Genomic DNA, 17,459 nt, shown 5'->3' with positions numbered 1-17,459 from the left:
AGCGTGAAGGGTGGGTCAATTCTGCGATGTGTAAATAACCGTCAACATATACATTAACCGATGTTATTAAAAATAATAATTGCATTTACGATATTGATAACACGAAGAAAATTAACCGGAAAAAAACAGAAGAAAGGAAATTTTGAATTAAATAGTTTGATTTAAGTCAACGGATTCCCCGCAGTGGTATTTAAAATCCCTCCTCCATACTGTTTGCCCCGGGTTTTAGCGGGCAGCACGTACGTCAGGTCGGATGCCTGTCTTCATTTTCCCTCAGGAGAAAGGGGTTTAATCGGGCATCTATGAACACTATTGCTTTCCTGAAACAGAATAAAGACCGCTGGTGGGCGCTGCCGCTTATTTTACCGGTGGTGTTGCTGCCTGTGCTGAGCGCGGCCAATACCCTGACGCAACTGGGCGACGGCATTGTGGCACTCTATTATCTGCCGCTCTTTTTCCTGCTCACCTTAATGCTGTTTTTCGGCGTTGGGGCTATTCCCGGAATAGTGCTGTCGCTGTTTATTCGCTATTACCCGCAAGTTGGGCTGTTTGAAACCGTTGCCGGGATCTTCCATTTTATTATTCCCTTAGTGCTGAGTTGGGGCGGTTATCGCGTCTTTGCCCCCAGACGCAATATGACGGCTTACGGCGATATACGGCTGATGGCGCAGCGCATTTTCTGGCAGGTGTTATGTCCGGCAACGCTGTTTCTGGTGCTGTTTCAGTTTGCGGTTTATCTGGGCGTGTATGAGAGTCGCCAGAGCCTGGCGGGGCTGAACCCGCTTAATATTCACACGCTGATCAACTATCAGGCGCTGCTGGTCAGCGGCTTAACGGGAGTACCACTGAGTTACCTGATAATCCGGCTGATTCGCCATCCGCGTTATTTCAGGACATTGATTTCTCAGAGCCGCGCGCAGATCGATAAAAAGGTGACGCTCATCGAGTTTTTGGTCTGGTTGATCATACTGGGCGGGCTGCTGCTGTTGCTGCTGATACCAATGAATGAGAACAGCTCTATCTTCACCACTAACTACACGCTGTCGCTCCTGATGCCGGTGATGCTCTGGGGCGCGATGCGCTTTGGTTACAGGCTGACATCCCTCATCTGGACGCCGGTCCTGCTGGTCTCTATTCACTATTTTTACCGTTATATCCCTGTGAATCAGGGTTACGACATTCAACTGGCGATCACCTCTTCCAGCTACCTGGTCTTCTCGTTTGTGGTGGTCTATATGTCGATGCTGTCGACCCGCCAGCGTGCCGTGAATAAGCGCTCCCGCAGGCTGGCGCTCCTCGACCCGGTTGTCCATATGCCTAACCTGCGGGCGTTGTTACGCGATCTGGCCCGGAACCCGTGGTCGGCGCTCTGTTTACTGCGTATTCCTGAACTGGAAGTGCTGGGCCGAAATTATGGCGTATTGCTGCGAATTTTGTACAAACAGCAGCTGGCACAGTGGGTTAATGGCACACTCCAGCCCAATGAGCGGGTGTATCACCTTACCGGGTATGATCTGGCGGTGCGACTCAACGCGGAATCGCACCAGCAGCGAATCGAGACCCTGGATGAGCATATCAAACAGTTCCGTTTTATCTGGGATGGCATGCCGCTACAGCCGCAGGTGGGCATGAGTTACTGCTATGTACGCTCACCCGTGAACCATCTCTATCTGGTGCTGGGGGAGCTCGGAGTCATTGCCGATCTGTCGCTCTCAACCAACCACCCGGAAAACCTTCAGCAGCGTGGTGCTGTCCATCTGCAGCGCAGCCTGAAGGATAAAATCGCGATGATGAGCCGCCTGCAAAAGGCGCTCGACAACAACGAATTCACCCTGCTGGCGCAGCCCGTTCGCGGCCTGCGTGGCGATCGCTATCATGAAGTGCTGCTGCGGATGCCGGATGCGGATGGCGCGTTACTTACTCCCGATCGGTTCCTGCCCGTCGCTCAGGAGTTTGGCCTGTCGTCGCGGGTCGATTTGTGGGTGCTGGAGCGCACGCTGTGTTTCCTGGCCGAACACCGTGACAGGCTGCCCGGCCAGCGCTTTGCCATTAATCTTGCGCCCTCAACCGTTTGTCGGGTTCAGTTCCCGCTGGAGGTGAGCCGTCTTCTGAATAAATACGCCGTGGAGGCGTGGCAGTTGATCTTCGAGGTGACCGAGTGCAGTACCTTCGGCAGCGCGGAGCAGGCGATGCATACCCTCCGGCAGCTACAAAAAATGGGCGTACGCATTGCGATAGATGATTTTGGTACCGGCTATGCAAGCTATGCGCGGCTGAAAAGCGTGGACGCAGACATCCTCAAGATTGACGGCAGCTTTATTCGCAATATCGTCAGCAACAGCCTGGATTACCAGATTGTGGCCTCTATTTGCCATTTAGCGCGAATGAAAAAGATGCTGGTGGTTGCGGAATATGTGGAGACCGAAGAGATACGTAGCGCGGTTCACGCGCTCGGTATCGACTATGTGCAGGGCTATCTGATAGGTCGGCCGGTGGCACTTGATTCACTGCTGGAGGCAGAGGCGTCCGTAGCGGACGCCTGAGCCGTTACGCCGCGACGTCGGCGCTCTCTTCTTCGATTTTGAGCAGCCAGCCGGTGACCGCTTCCCAGTACTGCTGCTCTTTTTCCAGATCCAGCAGAACCAGCGCATTCTGGCTAAACCAGTCGTGCGGGAAGCTCAGCGTCCAGTGATGGTCATCCGTTTTGAGTTTCAGCGTGGGCGGCGTGGTAGTGGCCTGACGCTGGTTATTTAGCAGCACGCCCAGACGCAGCAGCTGAATCAGCGGCAGGAACTGCTTTTTCTTGAACAGCGTGAAGCGCGGCAGATCGTCGAGCTTAATGGCTTTGCGATGATAGCGCACCAGCGTCGCCATCATGGTTTGCTGCTCCTGGTTGAAGCCCGGCAAATCGCTGTTTTGCAGAATGTAGGCGGAATGACGGTGCATGCCGCTGTGGTTGATGTTCAGGCCCACTTCGTGCAGCATCGCGGCCCATTTCAGCAGGGCGGCAAGCTGCGGATGGGCAAGCTTTGGATTCTGCTCCTGCCACTGATCGTACATCTGTACGGTCGTTTCCAGCACCCGCTTCGCCTGTTCGCGGTCGATGTTGTACTGGTTTGCCAGGCTTTGCGCGGTGCGGCTGCGAATATCCTGATGGCGGAAGCGGCCTTCCATCTCATACAGCACGCCTTCACGCAGCGCGCCGTCAGAGAGACGCAGCTCCTTAATGGCCAGCGCATCGAATACGCCGCACAGGATAGCCAGCCCCGGTACAAACACCGCTTTACGCTCGTCGGAAAGACCCGGCAGGCTTAACGCGTCGAAACTTTTATGTTTCAGCACCTCTTCGGTCAGCAACGTCAGGCGTTCGGGGGTGATAAAACCGTCTTTTTCACCCATCGCCAGCAGCACTTCATGGGCCGCTTTGATGGTGCCCGAGGCCCCCAGCGCGACGTTCCAGCCCTGGATACGGTACTGCCAGGCCAGATTTTCCAGCTTCTGAACGGCGGCCATGCGCGCCCGCTGGAAGTTTTCCCGCGAGATCGCACCGCCCGGGAAATACATCTGCGCAAAACTGACGCAGCCCATACGGCGGCTTTCCACCAGACGCGGTTCAAAGTCTTCACCAATGACCAGCTCTGTGGAGCCGCCGCCGATATCAATCACCAGCTTGCGGCCTTTTTCCGGCTGCGTGTGCTCAACGCCCATAAAAATCAGACGCGCCTCTTCGTTACCGGAGATGATCTCAATGGGGTAGGGGATCACTTTTTCCGCACGCTTGAGGAATTCAGGGGCATTCAGCGCCTGGCGCAGGGTATGCGTTCCCACAATGCAGACGCTGGAGGGTGAGAAGCCCTGCAGGCGTTCGGCAAACAGCGACAGGCAGTTCAGGCCGCGCTCCATCGCCTCTTCGCTGAGCATGCTGCGTTCATCAAGACCATCTGCCAGGTGTACGCGCTGCTTCAGACGACCGATGATCTGCAGCGCGCCATCCACCTCACGGGCGATGACCATGTGGAAACTGTTAGAACCAAGGTCGACCGCGGCGAATTCCTGTGGTCGTGGGGTCTTATCATTTATCGGCATAGGTTAATCGGGTTGCTCGAGTGATTTGATATAGTCGTAAATCGCCAGTTGCGACCGCACTTTGCGGCGGTTGCCGCGCGGTACATAGCGGTTACTGAGTTCTTTGTCGATATAGCGCGCTTTCACCGTGTCACTAAACAGAATCTCGATAATGTCGAGAATACGCTGTTTCAGGCGCGGATCCAGCAGCGGCGCTGCGACTTCAATGCGATAATCAATATTGCGCGTCATCCAGTCTGCCGAAGAGAGATAGACCTGTTTATCTCCCGCATTATCGAAAATATAGACCCGATCGTGCTCCAGGTAGCGGTCGACAATGCTGATGACGCGAATATTATCGCTGATACCTTCCAGTTCCGGGATGAGGGAGCACATGCCGCGGATCAGCAGGTTAACCGGAACGCCGGAGCTGGACGCCGCATAGAGTCTGTCCACGAGACCTTTGTCGACCAGATTGTTGAGCTTCAGCGTGATGCCGGACGACAAGCCTTTCTGGGCGTTGGCAATTTCTTTGTCGATCATATCGTACAGCAGGCGGCGCGAGTTCTGCGGTGACACCAGCAGATAATCGAAGCTCACCGGGCGGTACGGGTTCTCAATAAAGTTGAACACCCGGCGCACCTCGTTGGTGATGCGCGCGTCGGCGGTCAGCAGCGAGTAGTCGGTATAAATTCGTGCGGTTTTCTCGTTAAAGTTCCCGGTACCGATGTGGGCATAGCGCACCACGTCATCACCCTCTTTACGGGAAATAAGGAACAGCTTGGCGTGAATTTTCAGCCCCGGGGCGGAGAAGATAACGTGTACACCCGCTTCCGTCAGACGGCGCGCCCAGTGGATATTGGCCTCTTCGTCGAAACGTGCCTGCAGCTCAACCACCACGGTTACTTTTTTGCCGTTGTGCGCGGCGTGGATCATCGCGTCGATGATGCGGGAGTCTTTCGCCACGCGGTAAATATTGATTTTGATTGCCAGCACGCTCGGGTCAAAGGAGGCCTGACGCAGCAGCTCCAGCACGTGTTCAAACGTGTGATACGGATAGTAGAGCAGGACATCGCGTTCGCGGATGGCGTCGAAACCGTTACGGAACTTATCGAACCAGAGATGACGCAGACGCGGCAGTGGTTTATTCACCAGATTGGCTTTGCCGACGTTCGGGAAGCCAATAAAGTCTTTAAAGTTATGGTAACGACCGCCCGGCACGATGGAGTCATAGCGCGAGATAGTCAGCTTGTCGCGCAGCATTTCCACCATCGCGTCTGGCATATCACGCTGATAGACAAAGCGCACCGGTTCGGCCGTCAGACGCTGCTTGAGGCTGGAGGACATCAGCTCCATCAGGCTGGCTTCCATCTCGTGCACCAGGTCATATTCGGCGTCACGGGTCATCTTCATCGAGTAGGCGTTTAACGCGTCGTAATCGAAGAAGCCTTTGAAGATATCGTCCAGACAGTAGCGCAGGATGTTATCCAGCAGGATCATCGGTTTGCGTCTGCGCGGGGTTTCCGGCGGCAGGTTCACAAAGCGTGGCACCTTGTCGGACGGGATCTCCAGCAGCGCGTAACGGATGGATTCACCGCGAATAATTTCCACCGCCAGGTAGGTGTAGTCATCTTTCAGGAACTGCACCAGATCGGTTTCGCGGTTGATCAGAATAGGGGTGATGTGCTGGCGCAGATACTGTTTAAAGTAGTGGCGCAGCCAGTTTTGTTGGTTAACGGAGAGCTGACGTTCGTTAATCAGGAAGATTTGATTGCGTGCCATCTCCAGCAGCAACTCGTTATAGAGGCCGTCAAATTCCTGATCGGCTTTCAACACGCGGGACTGAATTTTGCCTAACAGATGGCGAGAGTGAGAGTTTAAGCCCTGCTCTTCGCTGATGATGATCCGCCGTTTCAGCTCGGCAAAGCGAACCTTGTAGAACTCATCAAGGTTGTTGGAATAAATGCCCAAAAAACGCATGCGCTCAATAAGCGGGTTGCTTTTGTCCGCCGCTTCCTGGAGTACGCGTTCGTTGAATGCTAACCAGCTTAGCTCTTTCTCGATATATAACTTTTCCTGACCCATTACAGCTCACACTCCAGTTCAATCACAGGACGTGGTAAATCCGTCTCGTCCTTATTATGGCGAGCATTTCCACGATATGTCCAACAGTGCCAGAAAAGTATGACAGTTATTTTTTTGTTGGAGATTTTAGAAGGTTGGAGAAGGGAATATCGGGTAATGCGCTTTGTTTGTCGGGTAAGCGCTGCTGCGCCACCCGACAGAACAGACTACTCTTCGGCCGCGTAACCCTGCGGGGGCAGTTTCACGCCATCCAGCCAGGCAGCCCCGTCGCGCATCGCCAGACGCCCGTCGACAAACCAGCTGACCACCAGTGGATAAATGGCATGTTCCTGGCTCTGCACCCGTTCGGTGATGTCGTCTTCGGTGTCGCCGTCAAAGACCGGGACTTTCGCCTGCAGGATCACCGGTCCGCCGTCCAGCTCATCGGTCACGAAATGCACCGAGGTCCCGTGCTCTTCATCGCCGTTTTCCAGCACCTGACGATGGGTGTGCAGGCCGGGATATTTCGGCAGAAGCGAAGGGTGGATATTCAGCAGACGCCCGGCGTAGTGCCCGACAAACGCCGGGCTCAGGATGCGCATATACCCCGCCAGCACCACAACGTCCGGCGCGTAGGCATCAATCTCCTGAACCAGCTCGCGGTCAAAGGCTTCACGGCCGGCGAACTGACTGGCCTCCAGCGCGTGCGCGGGAATGTTTGCTTCCCGGGCGCGCTCAAGGCCGAACGCGTCGGCCTTGTTGCTGAATACTGCCCGAATGGTGCCATTGATTTTCTTCTGTTTGCAGGCGTCAATGATGGCCTGCAAATTGCTTCCGTTGCCGGAAATGAGCACCACGATGTTTTTCATTCAATGACCACACGCTGTTCGGAATCGGAAGCTTTGATAATACCGATTTTCCACGCGTTTTCACCTTTGTCCGTCAGCAGCTTAACGGCTTTATCCGCTTCGCTCGCTGGCAGGGCGATCACCATACCTACGCCACAGTTAAAGGTGCGGTACATTTCGTGAGAACTCACGTTGCCCGCGGTTTGCAGCCAGTTAAAGACCGCTGGCCACTGCCAGGACGATTCGTCGATTACCGCCTGAGTGTTGTCCGGCAGTACGCGCGGAATGTTTTCCCAGAAGCCGCCACCGGTCAGGTGGGCAATGGCGTGAACGTCAACGTTCTCAATCAGCTCCAGCACGTTTTTCACGTAGATGCGGGTCGGTGCCAGCAGATGGTCAGCCAGAGGTTTACCTTCAAGTTCGGTGGTTTGTGGGTCGCAACCGCTTACTTCGAGGATTTTACGCACCAGCGAGTAGCCGTTAGAGTGCGGGCCGCTGGAGGCCAGCGCAATCAGCACATCACCATCAGCCACTTTACTGCCATCGATAATTTCTGATTTTTCTACCACACCCACGCAGAAGCCTGCGACGTCATAATCTTCGCCGTGATACATGCCAGGCATTTCTGCGGTTTCACCGCCAACCAGCGCGCAGCCAGACTGCAGACAGCCTTCGGCAATACCGTTGATCACGCTGGCTGCGGTATCCACATCCAGTTTGCCTGTCGCGTAGTAGTCGAGGAAGAACAGCGGCTCAGCGCCTTGTACCACCAGGTCGTTTACACACATCGCGACCAGATCGATACCGATCGTGTCGTGACGTTTTAAATCCATCGCCAGGCGCAGTTTTGTGCCTACACCGTCAGTACCCGAGACCAGAACAGGTTCACGATATTTTTGCGGCAGCGCGCACAGTGCGCCGAAGCCACCCAGACCACCCATCACTTCCGGGCGGCGGGTTTTTTTCACCACACCTTTGATTCGGTCAACCAGCGCATTACCTGCGTCAATATCAACACCGGCATCTTTGTAGCTGAGAGAAGTTTTGTTGGTCACGGCTCAAGTCCCCACGCGATTGCATAGCTAGTAAGAAAAATCGGCGCAATTCTAACAGTCCAGGCAAACGTTTGCGAGCCTATTCTCGGCGCGAGGATCTTTTTTTCTGCTCCGCCCCCGGCGGCGCGCAAACTTGACTCCGTTCACGAAAATGAAACCGGTTTCGGCGATCTGCTTGCATGCGGTTTAGGGAATGAACATCATGAAATGAAACCGGTTTCAGTTTCATTTAGGAGGAATGAAGGCCATGAACATCGCCGCATTTGATATCGGTGGCACCGCGTTAAAAATGGGCATTGCGACAGCGCAGGGAGAGCTACTGCAAACGGATAAGGTCGCCATCAGGAACAGCGACGGTGACGCCATTCTTGCGCAGATGCTGAACTGGGTAACGGCCCATCCCGGGCTTAAGGGGATCGCCATCAGCGCGCCGGGGTATGTTAATCCGCATACCGGCTTTATTGAGATGGGCGGGGCCATTCGGCGCTTCGACCAGTTCGCAATGAAAGGCTGGCTTGAGGCGCATACGGGTTTACCGGTCACCGTCGAGAATGACGCTAACTGCGTGCTGCTGGCGGAGCGCTGGCAGGGCAAGGCGAAGGATATCGATAACTTTCTGGTACTGACCATCGGCACCGGGATCGGCGGGGCGATTTTCTGCAACGGCAGGCTGGTTCACGGGGCGCGTTTTCGCGCCGGAGAGTTCGGCTACATGCTCACGGAAAGGGCAGACTCAAGACGTGTTGCCCGCCACTCCATGAATGAAAACTGTACGTTACGCACGCTTCGCAAGCGCTATGCCGACTTTCACGGTCTGACGCTTGAGAGCGTCACCGGCGAGGCCATTTTTGATGGCTATGACGCAGGCGACACCGTATGCCGCCGCCTGGTGGATGATTTTCTTAACGGCATTGCGACAGGGCTCTACAACCTGGCGAATGTGTTCGACCCGCAGACCATCTTCATTGGCGGCGGTATCGCGGAGCGGCCCGGGTTTATGGATCTGCTTCGCACCCATCTTGCGTGGTTTGGCATCGCAGATATCGCCGATGTCGTCAGCCACGGCAACCGGGCCGGTCTTGTCGGCGCGGTTTACCACTTCAGACAGCAGTATCCGTCAGCAATCAGCAACATCGAATGAGGGAAAGAGTATGTCAGGATTTAAAGAAGGTTTTCTGTGGGGCGGCGCGGTGGCCGCGCACCAGCTGGAAGGTGGCTGGAAAGAGGGCGGTAAAGGCGTAAGCGTCGCCGATGTTATGACCGCTGGCGCCCACGGCGTGCCGCGTGAAATCACCGACGGCGTGCTGCCAGGAAAAAATTACCCGAACCACGAAGCCATCGATTTTTACCATCGCTATAAAGAAGACATCAAACTCTTTGCGGAGATGGGGTTCAAATGCTTCCGTACCTCCATTGCCTGGACGCGTATTTTCCCGAAAGGGGATGAGCTGGAGCCGAACGAAGCGGGCCTTCAATTCTACGATGACCTGTTCGATGAGTGCCTCAAATACGGCATCGAACCGGTTATCACCCTGTCGCATTTTGAGATGCCGTATCATCTGGTCACCGAGTACGGCGGCTGGCGCAACCGTAAGCTGATCGACTTCTTTGTCCGCTTCGCAAAAGCGGTCTTCCAGCGCTATCAGCATAAGGTGAAGTACTGGATGACCTTTAACGAGATCAACAACCAGGCTAACTTCCACGAAGATTTTGCGCCGTTTACCAACTCCGGACTGAAGTATGCGCCGGGCGAAGACCGTGAGCCGGTGATGTTCCAGGCCGCGCACTATGAGCTGGTGGCCAGCGCGCTGGCGGTAAAAGCCGGGCGCGAGATTAATCCTTCCCTGCAGATCGGCTGCATGATTGCCATGTGCCCCATTTATCCGCTGACCTGTGCGCCTGACGATATCATGATGGCGATGAACGCAATGCATCGTCGCTACTGGTTCACCGACGTTCACGTGCGCGGCAAGTATCCGCAGCATCTGCTTAACTACTTTGCGCGTCGTGGTTTCACGCTGGACATTACCGAAGAAGACAAAGCGGCGCTGACGCAGGGCTGCGTGGATTACATCGGCTTTAGCTATTACATGTCCTTCGCCACCAAAGCGACGGCGGATAACCCGGAACTGGATTACGATGAAAGCAAGAGCCTGGTCTCCAACCCGTACGTGCAGAAATCTGACTGGGGTTGGCAGATTGACCCGGTTGGCCTGCGCTACTCCCTGAACTGGTTCTGGGATCACTACCAGCTGCCGCTGTTCATCGTTGAGAACGGCTTCGGCGCGATTGACGTGCAGGAGAGCGACGGCACGGTGAACGACCAGTACCGCATTGATTATCTCTCGGCGCACATCCGCGAGATGAAAAAAGCGGTGGTGGAAGATGGCGTGGATCTGATGGGCTACACCCCGTGGGGCTGTATCGATCTCGTTTCTGCCGGCACCGGCGAGATGAAGAAACGCTACGGGTTTATCTTTGTTGATAAAGACAACGAAGGGAACGGCACGCTGAACCGCAGCAAGAAAAAGTCGTTTGACTGGTATAAGCAGGTGATTGCGAGCAACGGCGATAACCTGTAATTGTCGGGTGGCGCTTACGCTTACCCGACCTACACTACACGTAGGCCCGCGTAAGCGCAGCGCCACCGGGCAGAATCCCGCACCCAAGCCGGAGTCTCGCCTCCGGTTTTTTTGTCTCTAAATCACTTTGCTTGATATACGTCAAGCAAGATGGGTATGGCCTAATCCGAAAAAAGCGGTATAATCCCGCGATTTTTTTGCGGACGCCACCTCAGAGGAGAAAGAGAATGAAGATTGTGGAAGTGAAACACCCACTCGTTAAACACAAGTTGGGCCTGATGCGTGAGCATGACATCAGCACGAAGCGTTTTCGCGAACTGGCATCTGAAGTCGGCAGCCTGCTGACCTACGAAGCGACCTCTGACCTCGAAACGGAAAAAGTGACCATCGAAGGCTGGAACGGCCCGGTGCAGGTTGAGCAGATCAAAGGTAAGAAAATTACCGTGGTGCCAATCCTGCGTGCTGGTCTTGGCATGATGGAAGGCGTGCTGGAGCACGTACCGAGCGCGCGTATCAGCGTGGTGGGGATCTACCGTAATGAAGAAACCCTGGAGCCGGTTCCGTACTTCCAGAAGCTGGTGTCTAACATCGACGAGCGTATGGCGCTGGTGGTTGACCCGATGCTGGCGACCGGCGGCTCAATGATTGCCACCATCGACCTGCTGAAAAAAGCAGGCTGCAGCAGCATCAAAGTGCTGGTGCTGGTTGCGGCACCGGAAGGGATCGCGGCGCTGGAAAAAGCACACCCGGATGTGGAGCTGTACACCGCGTCTGTCGACCAGGGGCTCAACGAGCACGGGTACATCATCCCGGGGCTGGGCGATGCCGGCGATAAGATCTTTGGTACGAAATAATCGAATAACGATAAATAAGCCGACTTTGAAAGTCGGCTTTTTTTTGAATAAAACACACATAACTAACCATCTCAGAGGAAAACACTATGACGCGCCGTGCTATCGGGGTGAGTGAAAGACCGCCGCTTTTACAGACTATCCCGCTTAGTTTGCAGCACCTGTTCGCTATGTTTGGCGCAACCGTGCTGGTGCCAATCCTGTTTCACATTAACCCGGCTACCGTGCTGTTGTTCAATGGTATCGGGACGCTGCTGTACCTCTTTATCTGTAAAGGCAAAATCCCGGCGTATCTGGGGTCGAGCTTTGCCTTTATCTCGCCGGTGTTGCTGCTGCTGCCCCTGGGGTATGAAGTGGCGCTGGGCGGCTTTATCATGTGCGGCGTGCTGTTCTGCCTTGTCTCTTTCATTGTGAAGAAGGCCGGTACCGGCTGGCTGGACGTGATGTTCCCACCGGCGGCGATGGGGGCCATCGTTGCCGTTATCGGTCTGGAGCTGGCAGGCGTGGCGGCGAATATGGCTGGCCTGCTGCCTGCTGATGGGCAGTCGCCGGACTCTAAAACCATCATCATCTCACTGGTGACGCTGGGCGTGACGGTATTTGGCTCCGTGCTGTTCCGCGGTTTTATGGCGATTATCCCGATCCTGATCGGCGTGCTGGCGGGTTATGCACTCTCCTTCGTGATGGGTGTTGTCGATACCACGCCAATTGCTCAGGCGCACTGGTTTGCCCTGCCAACCTTCTATACGCCACGCTTTGAATGGTTTGCTATCTTCACTATTCTGCCTGCCGCGCTGGTGGTTATTGCTGAACACGTTGGCCACCTTGTGGTGACGGCGAACATCGTTAAACGTGACCTGATCCGCGACCCGGGTCTGCACCGTTCGATGTTTGCAAACGGCTTCTCGACGATCATCTCCGGTTTCTTTGGTTCCACGCCAAACACCACCTACGGTGAGAATATTGGCGTCATGGCGATCACTCGCGTTTACAGTACCTGGGTTATCGGCGGTGCGGCAATCATCGCAATCCTGCTCTCCTGCGTGGGTAAACTGGCGGCAGCGATCCAGATCATCCCGGTTCCGGTGATGGGCGGCGTGTCTCTGCTGCTGTACGGCGTAATTGGCGCATCCGGTATTCGCGTGCTGATTGAGTCCAAAGTGGACTACAGCAAAGCGCAGAACCTGATCCTGACTTCCGTTATCCTGATCATCGGCGTGAGCGGCGCGAAGGTACACATCGGCGCGGCCGAGCTGAAAGGCATGGCGCTGGCGACCATCGTTGGTGTGGGCCTGAGTCTGATTTTCAAGCTGATTTCCGTGATCCGCCCTGAAGAGGTGGTGCTGGACGCTGACGAAAGCGAAAAAGCGTCACACTGATCGTAAAACCGGGTGGACGATCCGCCCGGTTCTCTCCTGGCAGGTTCCGTGCTAAACTCCGTTCCGATTTTATGTAAGATCTGGTTGAGGTACTTCTGAACGGACCGGCACAGCTCTCTCTGCCACTCTATCTCCCTGACGACGAAACTTTCGCGAGTTTCTGGCCGGGTGATAACCCCTCTTTACTGGCTGCACTGCAGAACGTGCTGCGCCAGGATCACAGCGGATACATCTATATCTGGTCACGCGAAGGCGCGGGACGCAGTCATCTGTTGCATGCCGCCTGTGCTGAGCTTTCAGCGCGGGGGGATGCGGTAGGCTATGTACCGCTGGATAAACGTACCTGGTTTGTGCCTGACGTGCTGGAGGGAATGGAACATCTCTCCCTGGTCTGCATCGATAATATCGAATGCGTGGCGGGGGATGAGCCGTGGGAAATGGCGATCTTTAACCTCTATAACCGTATCCTGGAGTCGGGTAAAACCCGGCTGCTGATCACCGGCGATCGTCCGCCGCGCCAGCTGAATCTGGGGCTGCCGGATCTGGCCTCCCGACTCGACTGGGGGCAAATCTACAAACTGCAACCGCTGTCAGATGAAGACAAACTCCAGGCGCTTCAGCTGCGCGCCAGACTGCGCGGATTTGAACTGCCGGAAGACGTAGGGCGCTTCCTGCTCAAGCGTCTGGACAGGGAAATGCGCACGCTGTTTGATACGCTCGATCAGCTCGATCGCGCCTCCATTACCGCCCAGCGCAAGCTCACCATTCCGTTTGTGAAAGATATTCTGAAGCTTTGAGTTTTTTTGCCCGGTGGCGCTGCGCTTACCGGGCTTACGGGATCGAATAGGCCGGGTAAGGCGCAGCCGCCACCCGGCTAGAGATCTCCCATCAGGTGCTCCACCAGCAGCGGAATCGGCCTCCCTGAGGCCACGCTTCTGCCACCCTCACGCCACAGCGCCGTACCGCTAATATCCAGATGCGCCCACGGGATTGTCGGCGGGCAGAAGTGATGCAGCAGCCACGCCGCCGAGGCACTGATCGCCGCATTGTTGGGCGGCGTATTGCACAGATCGGCGATGGCGCTGTCGGTCTGCTTTTTCAGCCGCGCATCCAGCGGCAGGGACCACACTTCATCTCCGCTCTGTTTTCCTGCCTGCGTCAGCGCCTGGCGCAGTGGCTCGTCCTGGGTCATCAACCCGCTCAGCTCATATCCCAGCGCTTTGACCACCGCACCCGTCAGCGTTGCCATATCGATAATGTAGCGCGCCTGCGGATGGCGCTGGCTGGCCCAGGCGATAGCGTCTGCCAGCACCAGTCGGCCTTCGGCATCGGTATTGTTGATTTCAACCGTGGTGCCGTTGCAGGCTCTGGCTACCGTGCCAGGCTGCATGGCGTCCGGGCCGATGGCGTTTTCTGCCAGCGCCAGCACGCCCATGAGGCGCACGGGGAGCGCCAGCTCTGCAACGGTCAGCATCAGGCCCAGCACGTTCGCTGCCCCGCACATGTCATATTTCATGGTGTACATGCCCGCGCCATCCTTGAGCCACAGGCCGCCGGTATCGAAGGTAATGCCTTTACCTACATAGCAGCGCACCGGGCCGTCAGAAACACCATCATAGTGAATAGCCAGCAGTCGTGGCGGGCAGGAGGCGCCTTTGCCAACGGCGTGAAGCAGCCCCAGACCCTGCTCAACGATCTGCTTTTCATCCAGCACTTCACAGCGCAGGGCAGGGAAGGCCGCGCACAGCGTCTGCGCCTCCTGCACCATAAACTGCGGCGTGCAGCGGTCGGAGGGGATATCGGCCAGACGGCGTGCGGCGACCATTTCACGGCTAATGGCGAGCTGCTGGCGGAAGATAACGTCCAGCCGCGCCTGCTGTTCTGGCAGGCAGAGGGCGGTAACGTGCTCAACGCGCAAAGTGACATCGTCCGCTTTCTTCAGCTGCAGATCGCTAAGCCTGTGTGACTGATTAAAAAGAAAACGCAGGACCTGTTGCAGCACAACGTCGTCAATGTGGGTGACATCCAGGACCACGTCGGTACTGACGGGCGTGTCCAGCAGCGGACGGAGTGCCGTAAGCAATCCTTCGGTAAGGCTATCCTGCCAGAGAGCATCTGGCACCAGCGTGATGCGCGCAAAAGGCGCACAGCCAAAACGGGTGTCGGCAACGGCATCTTGCCCGCGCATTTCCGCAATCAGTGGCGTGTCCGGTAACAGCGTAGACGAGCTGCGGGCGATGAAGTGGCCGTGTGGCTTTACGTCAGAAAGGGCGGTGATCAGCTGATACGTCATCATCATTACTCCTCAATCGGTGCGCGGATCCGTGCGGCATAGGCCTGCATCCATTCATCATCCACCGCCTGATAGTGCGTTTTTTCCCGCAGCCGTTCGGCGCGAAACACGGTCAGCGGCTGGCGTGCCGTCGCCACCACAAAGGAGAACGTTTTAATGTTGGTGGCGGCGCCAAATTCACCTTTGTTATTCATGCATACCACGGAGAGATCCCCCGCGCGGCCAAAGCGCGACATCAGCCTGTCTTCCAGCTCGAACACCACGGAATCTGCCGCCTGCTGCGGAGACATCCCCTGCGCCATGCGGCGAACAATTTCGTAGCTGGTGCAGCCTTTCATCAGATCTTCGCCCACGCCCGTGGCGGTGGCGGCGCCGGTTTCACTGTCGCAGTAGAAGCCGGAGCCGATGATCGGCGAATCGCCAAGTCGGCCGCGCTTTTTCATAAACAGGCCGCTGGTGGAGGTCGCCACGCTCATGGATCCCTGTTTGTCGAGACCGATAATCCCGACCGTGTCATGGCCATCGTAGGGGCTTAAGCCTTTATCCAGCGTCTCCCGGCAGCGCTTGCGGTAGTGCTGCATGGCCCGGTCGGTGAGCATCGTTTTGTCGGCAAAACCCTGGCTCAATGCCCACTCGCGTGCGCCCTTGCCGACCAGCAGGCTGTTATAGCGCTGGCGGCTTAACGCCTGCGCCACGCGTACCGGGTTGGCGATATCCACCAGATTTCCCACGGCGCCAAACGCCAGCGTGTCGCCGTCCATGTAGGCGGCGTCCAGTTCCACCTCGCCATTTTCGGTTGGTAGCCCGCCGTAGCCGACCGATTTATAGAACGGGAAGTCCTCGACGGCGGCAACGGCATCCACGACCGCGGCAGCCACCGGTTTCCCTGCTGCCAGCGCAGAGGCCGACTCGGTGACGCCTTCAAGCGCCATTCGCCAGGTGGCGATAATTCCCCACATGCTTTACTCCTGTTTTGCAAGGGTGGTGTCGGTTTGCGTCACGGTGGCAATCTCCGCGGCGCGGTACTGTTTATCCACGATACGCATGAATGGCAGATACAGCATGGCGCCAATCAGCAGGTTGATAAGCTGCATGATGCTGCCGCTGAGATGCCCGGTGACGATAAAACCGCTGATAACAGGCGGCAGCGTCCAGGGGATAAACACCCCGGTGGTGACGGCGACCGCACCAATTTTCATTGCCACGTACTGCACGGTGACCAGCACCAGCGGCACCAGATTGAACGGAATGAGCATGATCGGGTTCATGATCACCGGCAGGCCGAACAGAATCGGTTCGTTGATGTTAAACACCGAGGCCCCCGCGCCCAGGCGTGCCACTTCGCGCATGTTTTTACTGCGGGCGAAAATCAGCATCGCAATCACCAGCGACAGCGTGGCCCCTGCGCCGCCCATCCAGATCATGTCAAAAAACTGTTCGGTGATAATGTGCGGTGGGGTAGCGCCGGCCTGAATGGCGGCGATGTTATCGGTCTGGTTCTCCATCCACAGCGGGCGAATAATGCCGTTGATCATCGAACCGGAGTTAATGCCCACTGACCACAGAATGGTGATGCTGAAGACCGTCATCAGCGCGCCAAAATAGGAAGTGCCGTAGTGGCGAACCGGGGTTGCTACTACCTCGTAAATAAACTGATGGATGGTGTTGTAATGGGTGTTTTCAAAGCCGATGCGGATCATCAGCACCAGGATCATCACCAAGAGGGCAGGGATCAGCGCCGCGAACGACTCCTGCACCGCAGGCGGCACGCCATCCGGCATTCTGATAACCAGTTTTTTGCGCTTCAGCCAGCAGAACAGCTCCGTCCAAAGCAGAGAGCCAATCATCGCCACGAATAACCCTTTACTGCCAATCCACTCTACCGGCATGACGGTGATGCCACCCTGTTCCGCCACTTTGATAAAAGGGGTCAGGATCAGAAAGGCGACCAGCGCCAGAATGCCGCAGGAGATACGGTCTTCGCCATAGTGTTCAGCCAGGCGATAGGCGACCAGGAAGCTGATAAACAGCGACATGGTCGAGAACACCGCGTTGAACGGGATTTCGATAATCGCGCTCCAGCTTTCCCCAAACGCCTGAGACATAAACTGCTGATAGGTTTGATTGGGAAAGGAGGAGATCACCAGCAGGATGGAGCCGACGATGATAAACGGCATGAATGAAACGTAGGCACCGCGAATGGCACCAAGATGACGCTGCTGGGCCGTTTTGGCCGCCAGCGGCATCAGTTTTGCTTCAAGAAATCCCAGAACATTGTTCATTGTGAACTCCGTACAAGATTGAGAGGTGTTGTTTATGTTA

General features: G+C 56.1%; 13 protein-coding genes. 6 read left to right on the top strand and 7 right to left on the bottom strand.

Features of this window, described 5'->3' with window-relative positions; all coding sequences use genetic code 11:
* Positions 1 to 302: 302 nt before the first annotated feature.
* Positions 303 to 2,543, top strand: coding sequence for an EAL domain-containing protein (locus ACMWKA_RS04575; protein WP_414760022.1), 2,241 nt, complete (start codon positions 303 to 305; stop codon positions 2,541 to 2,543).
* A 4-nt stretch (positions 2,544 to 2,547) separates the two neighbouring features.
* Here the strand turns inward: ACMWKA_RS04575 and ppx are convergent, their stop codons facing one another.
* The 4 genes from ppx to purM form a co-directional block, all read right to left on the bottom strand.
* Positions 2,548 to 4,086: an exopolyphosphatase gene (ppx, locus tag ACMWKA_RS04570; RefSeq protein WP_014832869.1), complete on the bottom strand. Its 1,539-nt coding sequence runs from the start codon at positions 4,084 to 4,086 to the stop codon at positions 2,548 to 2,550.
* A gap of 3 nt (positions 4,087 to 4,089) precedes the next feature.
* A complete protein-coding gene (gene ppk1 / locus ACMWKA_RS04565) occupies positions 4,090 to 6,150 on the bottom strand; it encodes a polyphosphate kinase 1 (protein WP_013098243.1) in 2,061 nt (686 codons plus the stop codon).
* 206 nt (positions 6,151 to 6,356) lie between these two features.
* Positions 6,357 to 6,998: a phosphoribosylglycinamide formyltransferase gene (purN, locus tag ACMWKA_RS04560; RefSeq protein WP_020689985.1), complete on the bottom strand. Its 642-nt coding sequence runs from the start codon at positions 6,996 to 6,998 to the stop codon at positions 6,357 to 6,359.
* A complete protein-coding gene (gene purM, locus ACMWKA_RS04555; RefSeq protein ID WP_013098241.1) occupies positions 6,995 to 8,032 on the bottom strand; it encodes a phosphoribosylformylglycinamidine cyclo-ligase in 1,038 nt (345 codons plus the stop codon). The genes purN and purM overlap by 4 nt, the downstream gene beginning before the upstream one ends.
* A 247-nt stretch (positions 8,033 to 8,279) precedes the next feature.
* Here purM and bglK point away from each other — a divergent pair, with 247 nt between their 5' ends.
* The 5 genes from bglK (at position 8,280) to ACMWKA_RS04530 (ending at position 13,641) form a co-directional block, all read left to right on the top strand.
* Positions 8,280 to 9,173: a beta-glucoside kinase BglK gene (bglK, locus tag ACMWKA_RS04550; protein WP_129328118.1), complete on the top strand. Its 894-nt coding sequence runs from the start codon at positions 8,280 to 8,282 to the stop codon at positions 9,171 to 9,173.
* 10 nt (positions 9,174 to 9,183) lie between these two features.
* Positions 9,184 to 10,614 carry a 6-phospho-beta-glucosidase gene (locus tag ACMWKA_RS04545; protein ID WP_013098239.1) on the top strand — a complete coding sequence of 477 codons (1,431 nt, stop codon included), beginning with the start codon at positions 9,184 to 9,186 and terminating at the stop codon, positions 10,612 to 10,614.
* A 227-nt stretch (positions 10,615 to 10,841) separates the two neighbouring features.
* Positions 10,842 to 11,468 carry a uracil phosphoribosyltransferase gene (gene upp / locus ACMWKA_RS04540; protein ID WP_003860560.1) on the top strand — a complete coding sequence of 209 codons (627 nt, stop codon included), beginning with the start codon at positions 10,842 to 10,844 and terminating at the stop codon, positions 11,466 to 11,468.
* 86 nt (positions 11,469 to 11,554) lie between these two features.
* Positions 11,555 to 12,844: a uracil permease gene (uraA, locus tag ACMWKA_RS04535; RefSeq protein WP_013098238.1), complete on the top strand. Its 1,290-nt coding sequence runs from the start codon at positions 11,555 to 11,557 to the stop codon at positions 12,842 to 12,844.
* A gap of 95 nt (positions 12,845 to 12,939) precedes the next feature.
* On the top strand, positions 12,940 to 13,641 hold the full coding sequence (locus tag ACMWKA_RS04530) for a DnaA inactivator Hda (protein ID WP_211944493.1): 702 nt from the start codon (positions 12,940 to 12,942) through the stop codon (positions 13,639 to 13,641).
* Positions 13,642 to 13,718: 77 nt separating this feature from the next.
* On the opposite strand, the gene ACMWKA_RS04525 is transcribed toward ACMWKA_RS04530, so the two are convergent.
* The 3 genes from ACMWKA_RS04525 to celB are packed head-to-tail and all read right to left on the bottom strand — an operon-like array spanning position 13,719 to position 17,419.
* Positions 13,719 to 15,140 carry a leucyl aminopeptidase family protein gene (locus ACMWKA_RS04525; RefSeq protein WP_414760021.1) on the bottom strand — a complete coding sequence of 474 codons (1,422 nt, stop codon included), beginning with the start codon at positions 15,138 to 15,140 and terminating at the stop codon, positions 13,719 to 13,721.
* 2 nt (positions 15,141 to 15,142) lie between these two features.
* Complete coding sequence (locus tag ACMWKA_RS04520) at positions 15,143 to 16,096, bottom strand: N(4)-(beta-N-acetylglucosaminyl)-L-asparaginase (protein ID WP_038420339.1); 954 nt, start codon at positions 16,094 to 16,096, stop codon at positions 15,143 to 15,145.
* Between the two features lie 3 nt (positions 16,097 to 16,099).
* A complete protein-coding gene (gene celB, locus ACMWKA_RS04515; protein ID WP_023620393.1) occupies positions 16,100 to 17,419 on the bottom strand; it encodes a PTS cellobiose transporter subunit IIC in 1,320 nt (439 codons plus the stop codon).
* Positions 17,420 to 17,459: the final 40 nt, after the last annotated feature.

The sequence above is a fragment of the Enterobacter sp. 03-F-07-AD-ECC genome (genome assembly GCF_047530935.1).
Taxonomy (GTDB): domain Bacteria; phylum Pseudomonadota; class Gammaproteobacteria; order Enterobacterales; family Enterobacteriaceae; genus Enterobacter; species Enterobacter cloacae.
Note: the sequence above shows the minus strand (reverse complement) of the source record. Positions and strands in the feature narration are given on the sequence as shown.

Bases quoted from the DNA above. Each gene is read 5' to 3' on its own strand.
- uraA (WP_013098238.1), top strand. From the start codon at position 11,555: ATGACGCGCCGTGCTATCGGGGTGAGTGAAAGACCGCCGCTTTTACAG.
- celB (WP_023620393.1), bottom strand. From the start codon at position 17,419: ATGAACAATGTTCTGGGATTTCTTGAAGCAAAACTGATGCCGCTGGCG.
- ACMWKA_RS04520 (WP_038420339.1), bottom strand. From the start codon at position 16,096: ATGTGGGGAATTATCGCCACCTGGCGAATGGCGCTTGAAGGCGTCACC.
- ppx (WP_014832869.1), bottom strand. From the start codon at position 4,086: ATGCCGATAAATGATAAGACCCCACGACCACAGGAATTCGCCGCGGTC.
- upp (WP_003860560.1), top strand. From the start codon at position 10,842: ATGAAGATTGTGGAAGTGAAACACCCACTCGTTAAACACAAGTTGGGC.
- ACMWKA_RS04545 (WP_013098239.1), top strand. From the start codon at position 9,184: ATGTCAGGATTTAAAGAAGGTTTTCTGTGGGGCGGCGCGGTGGCCGCG.
- ACMWKA_RS04525 (WP_414760021.1), bottom strand. From the start codon at position 15,140: ATGATGACGTATCAGCTGATCACCGCCCTTTCTGACGTAAAGCCACAC.
- purN (WP_020689985.1), bottom strand. From the start codon at position 6,998: ATGAAAAACATCGTGGTGCTCATTTCCGGCAACGGAAGCAATTTGCAG.
- ACMWKA_RS04575 (WP_414760022.1), top strand. From the start codon at position 303: ATGAACACTATTGCTTTCCTGAAACAGAATAAAGACCGCTGGTGGGCG.
- ppk1 (WP_013098243.1), bottom strand. From the start codon at position 6,150: ATGGGTCAGGAAAAGTTATATATCGAGAAAGAGCTAAGCTGGTTAGCA.
- bglK (WP_129328118.1), top strand. From the start codon at position 8,280: ATGAACATCGCCGCATTTGATATCGGTGGCACCGCGTTAAAAATGGGC.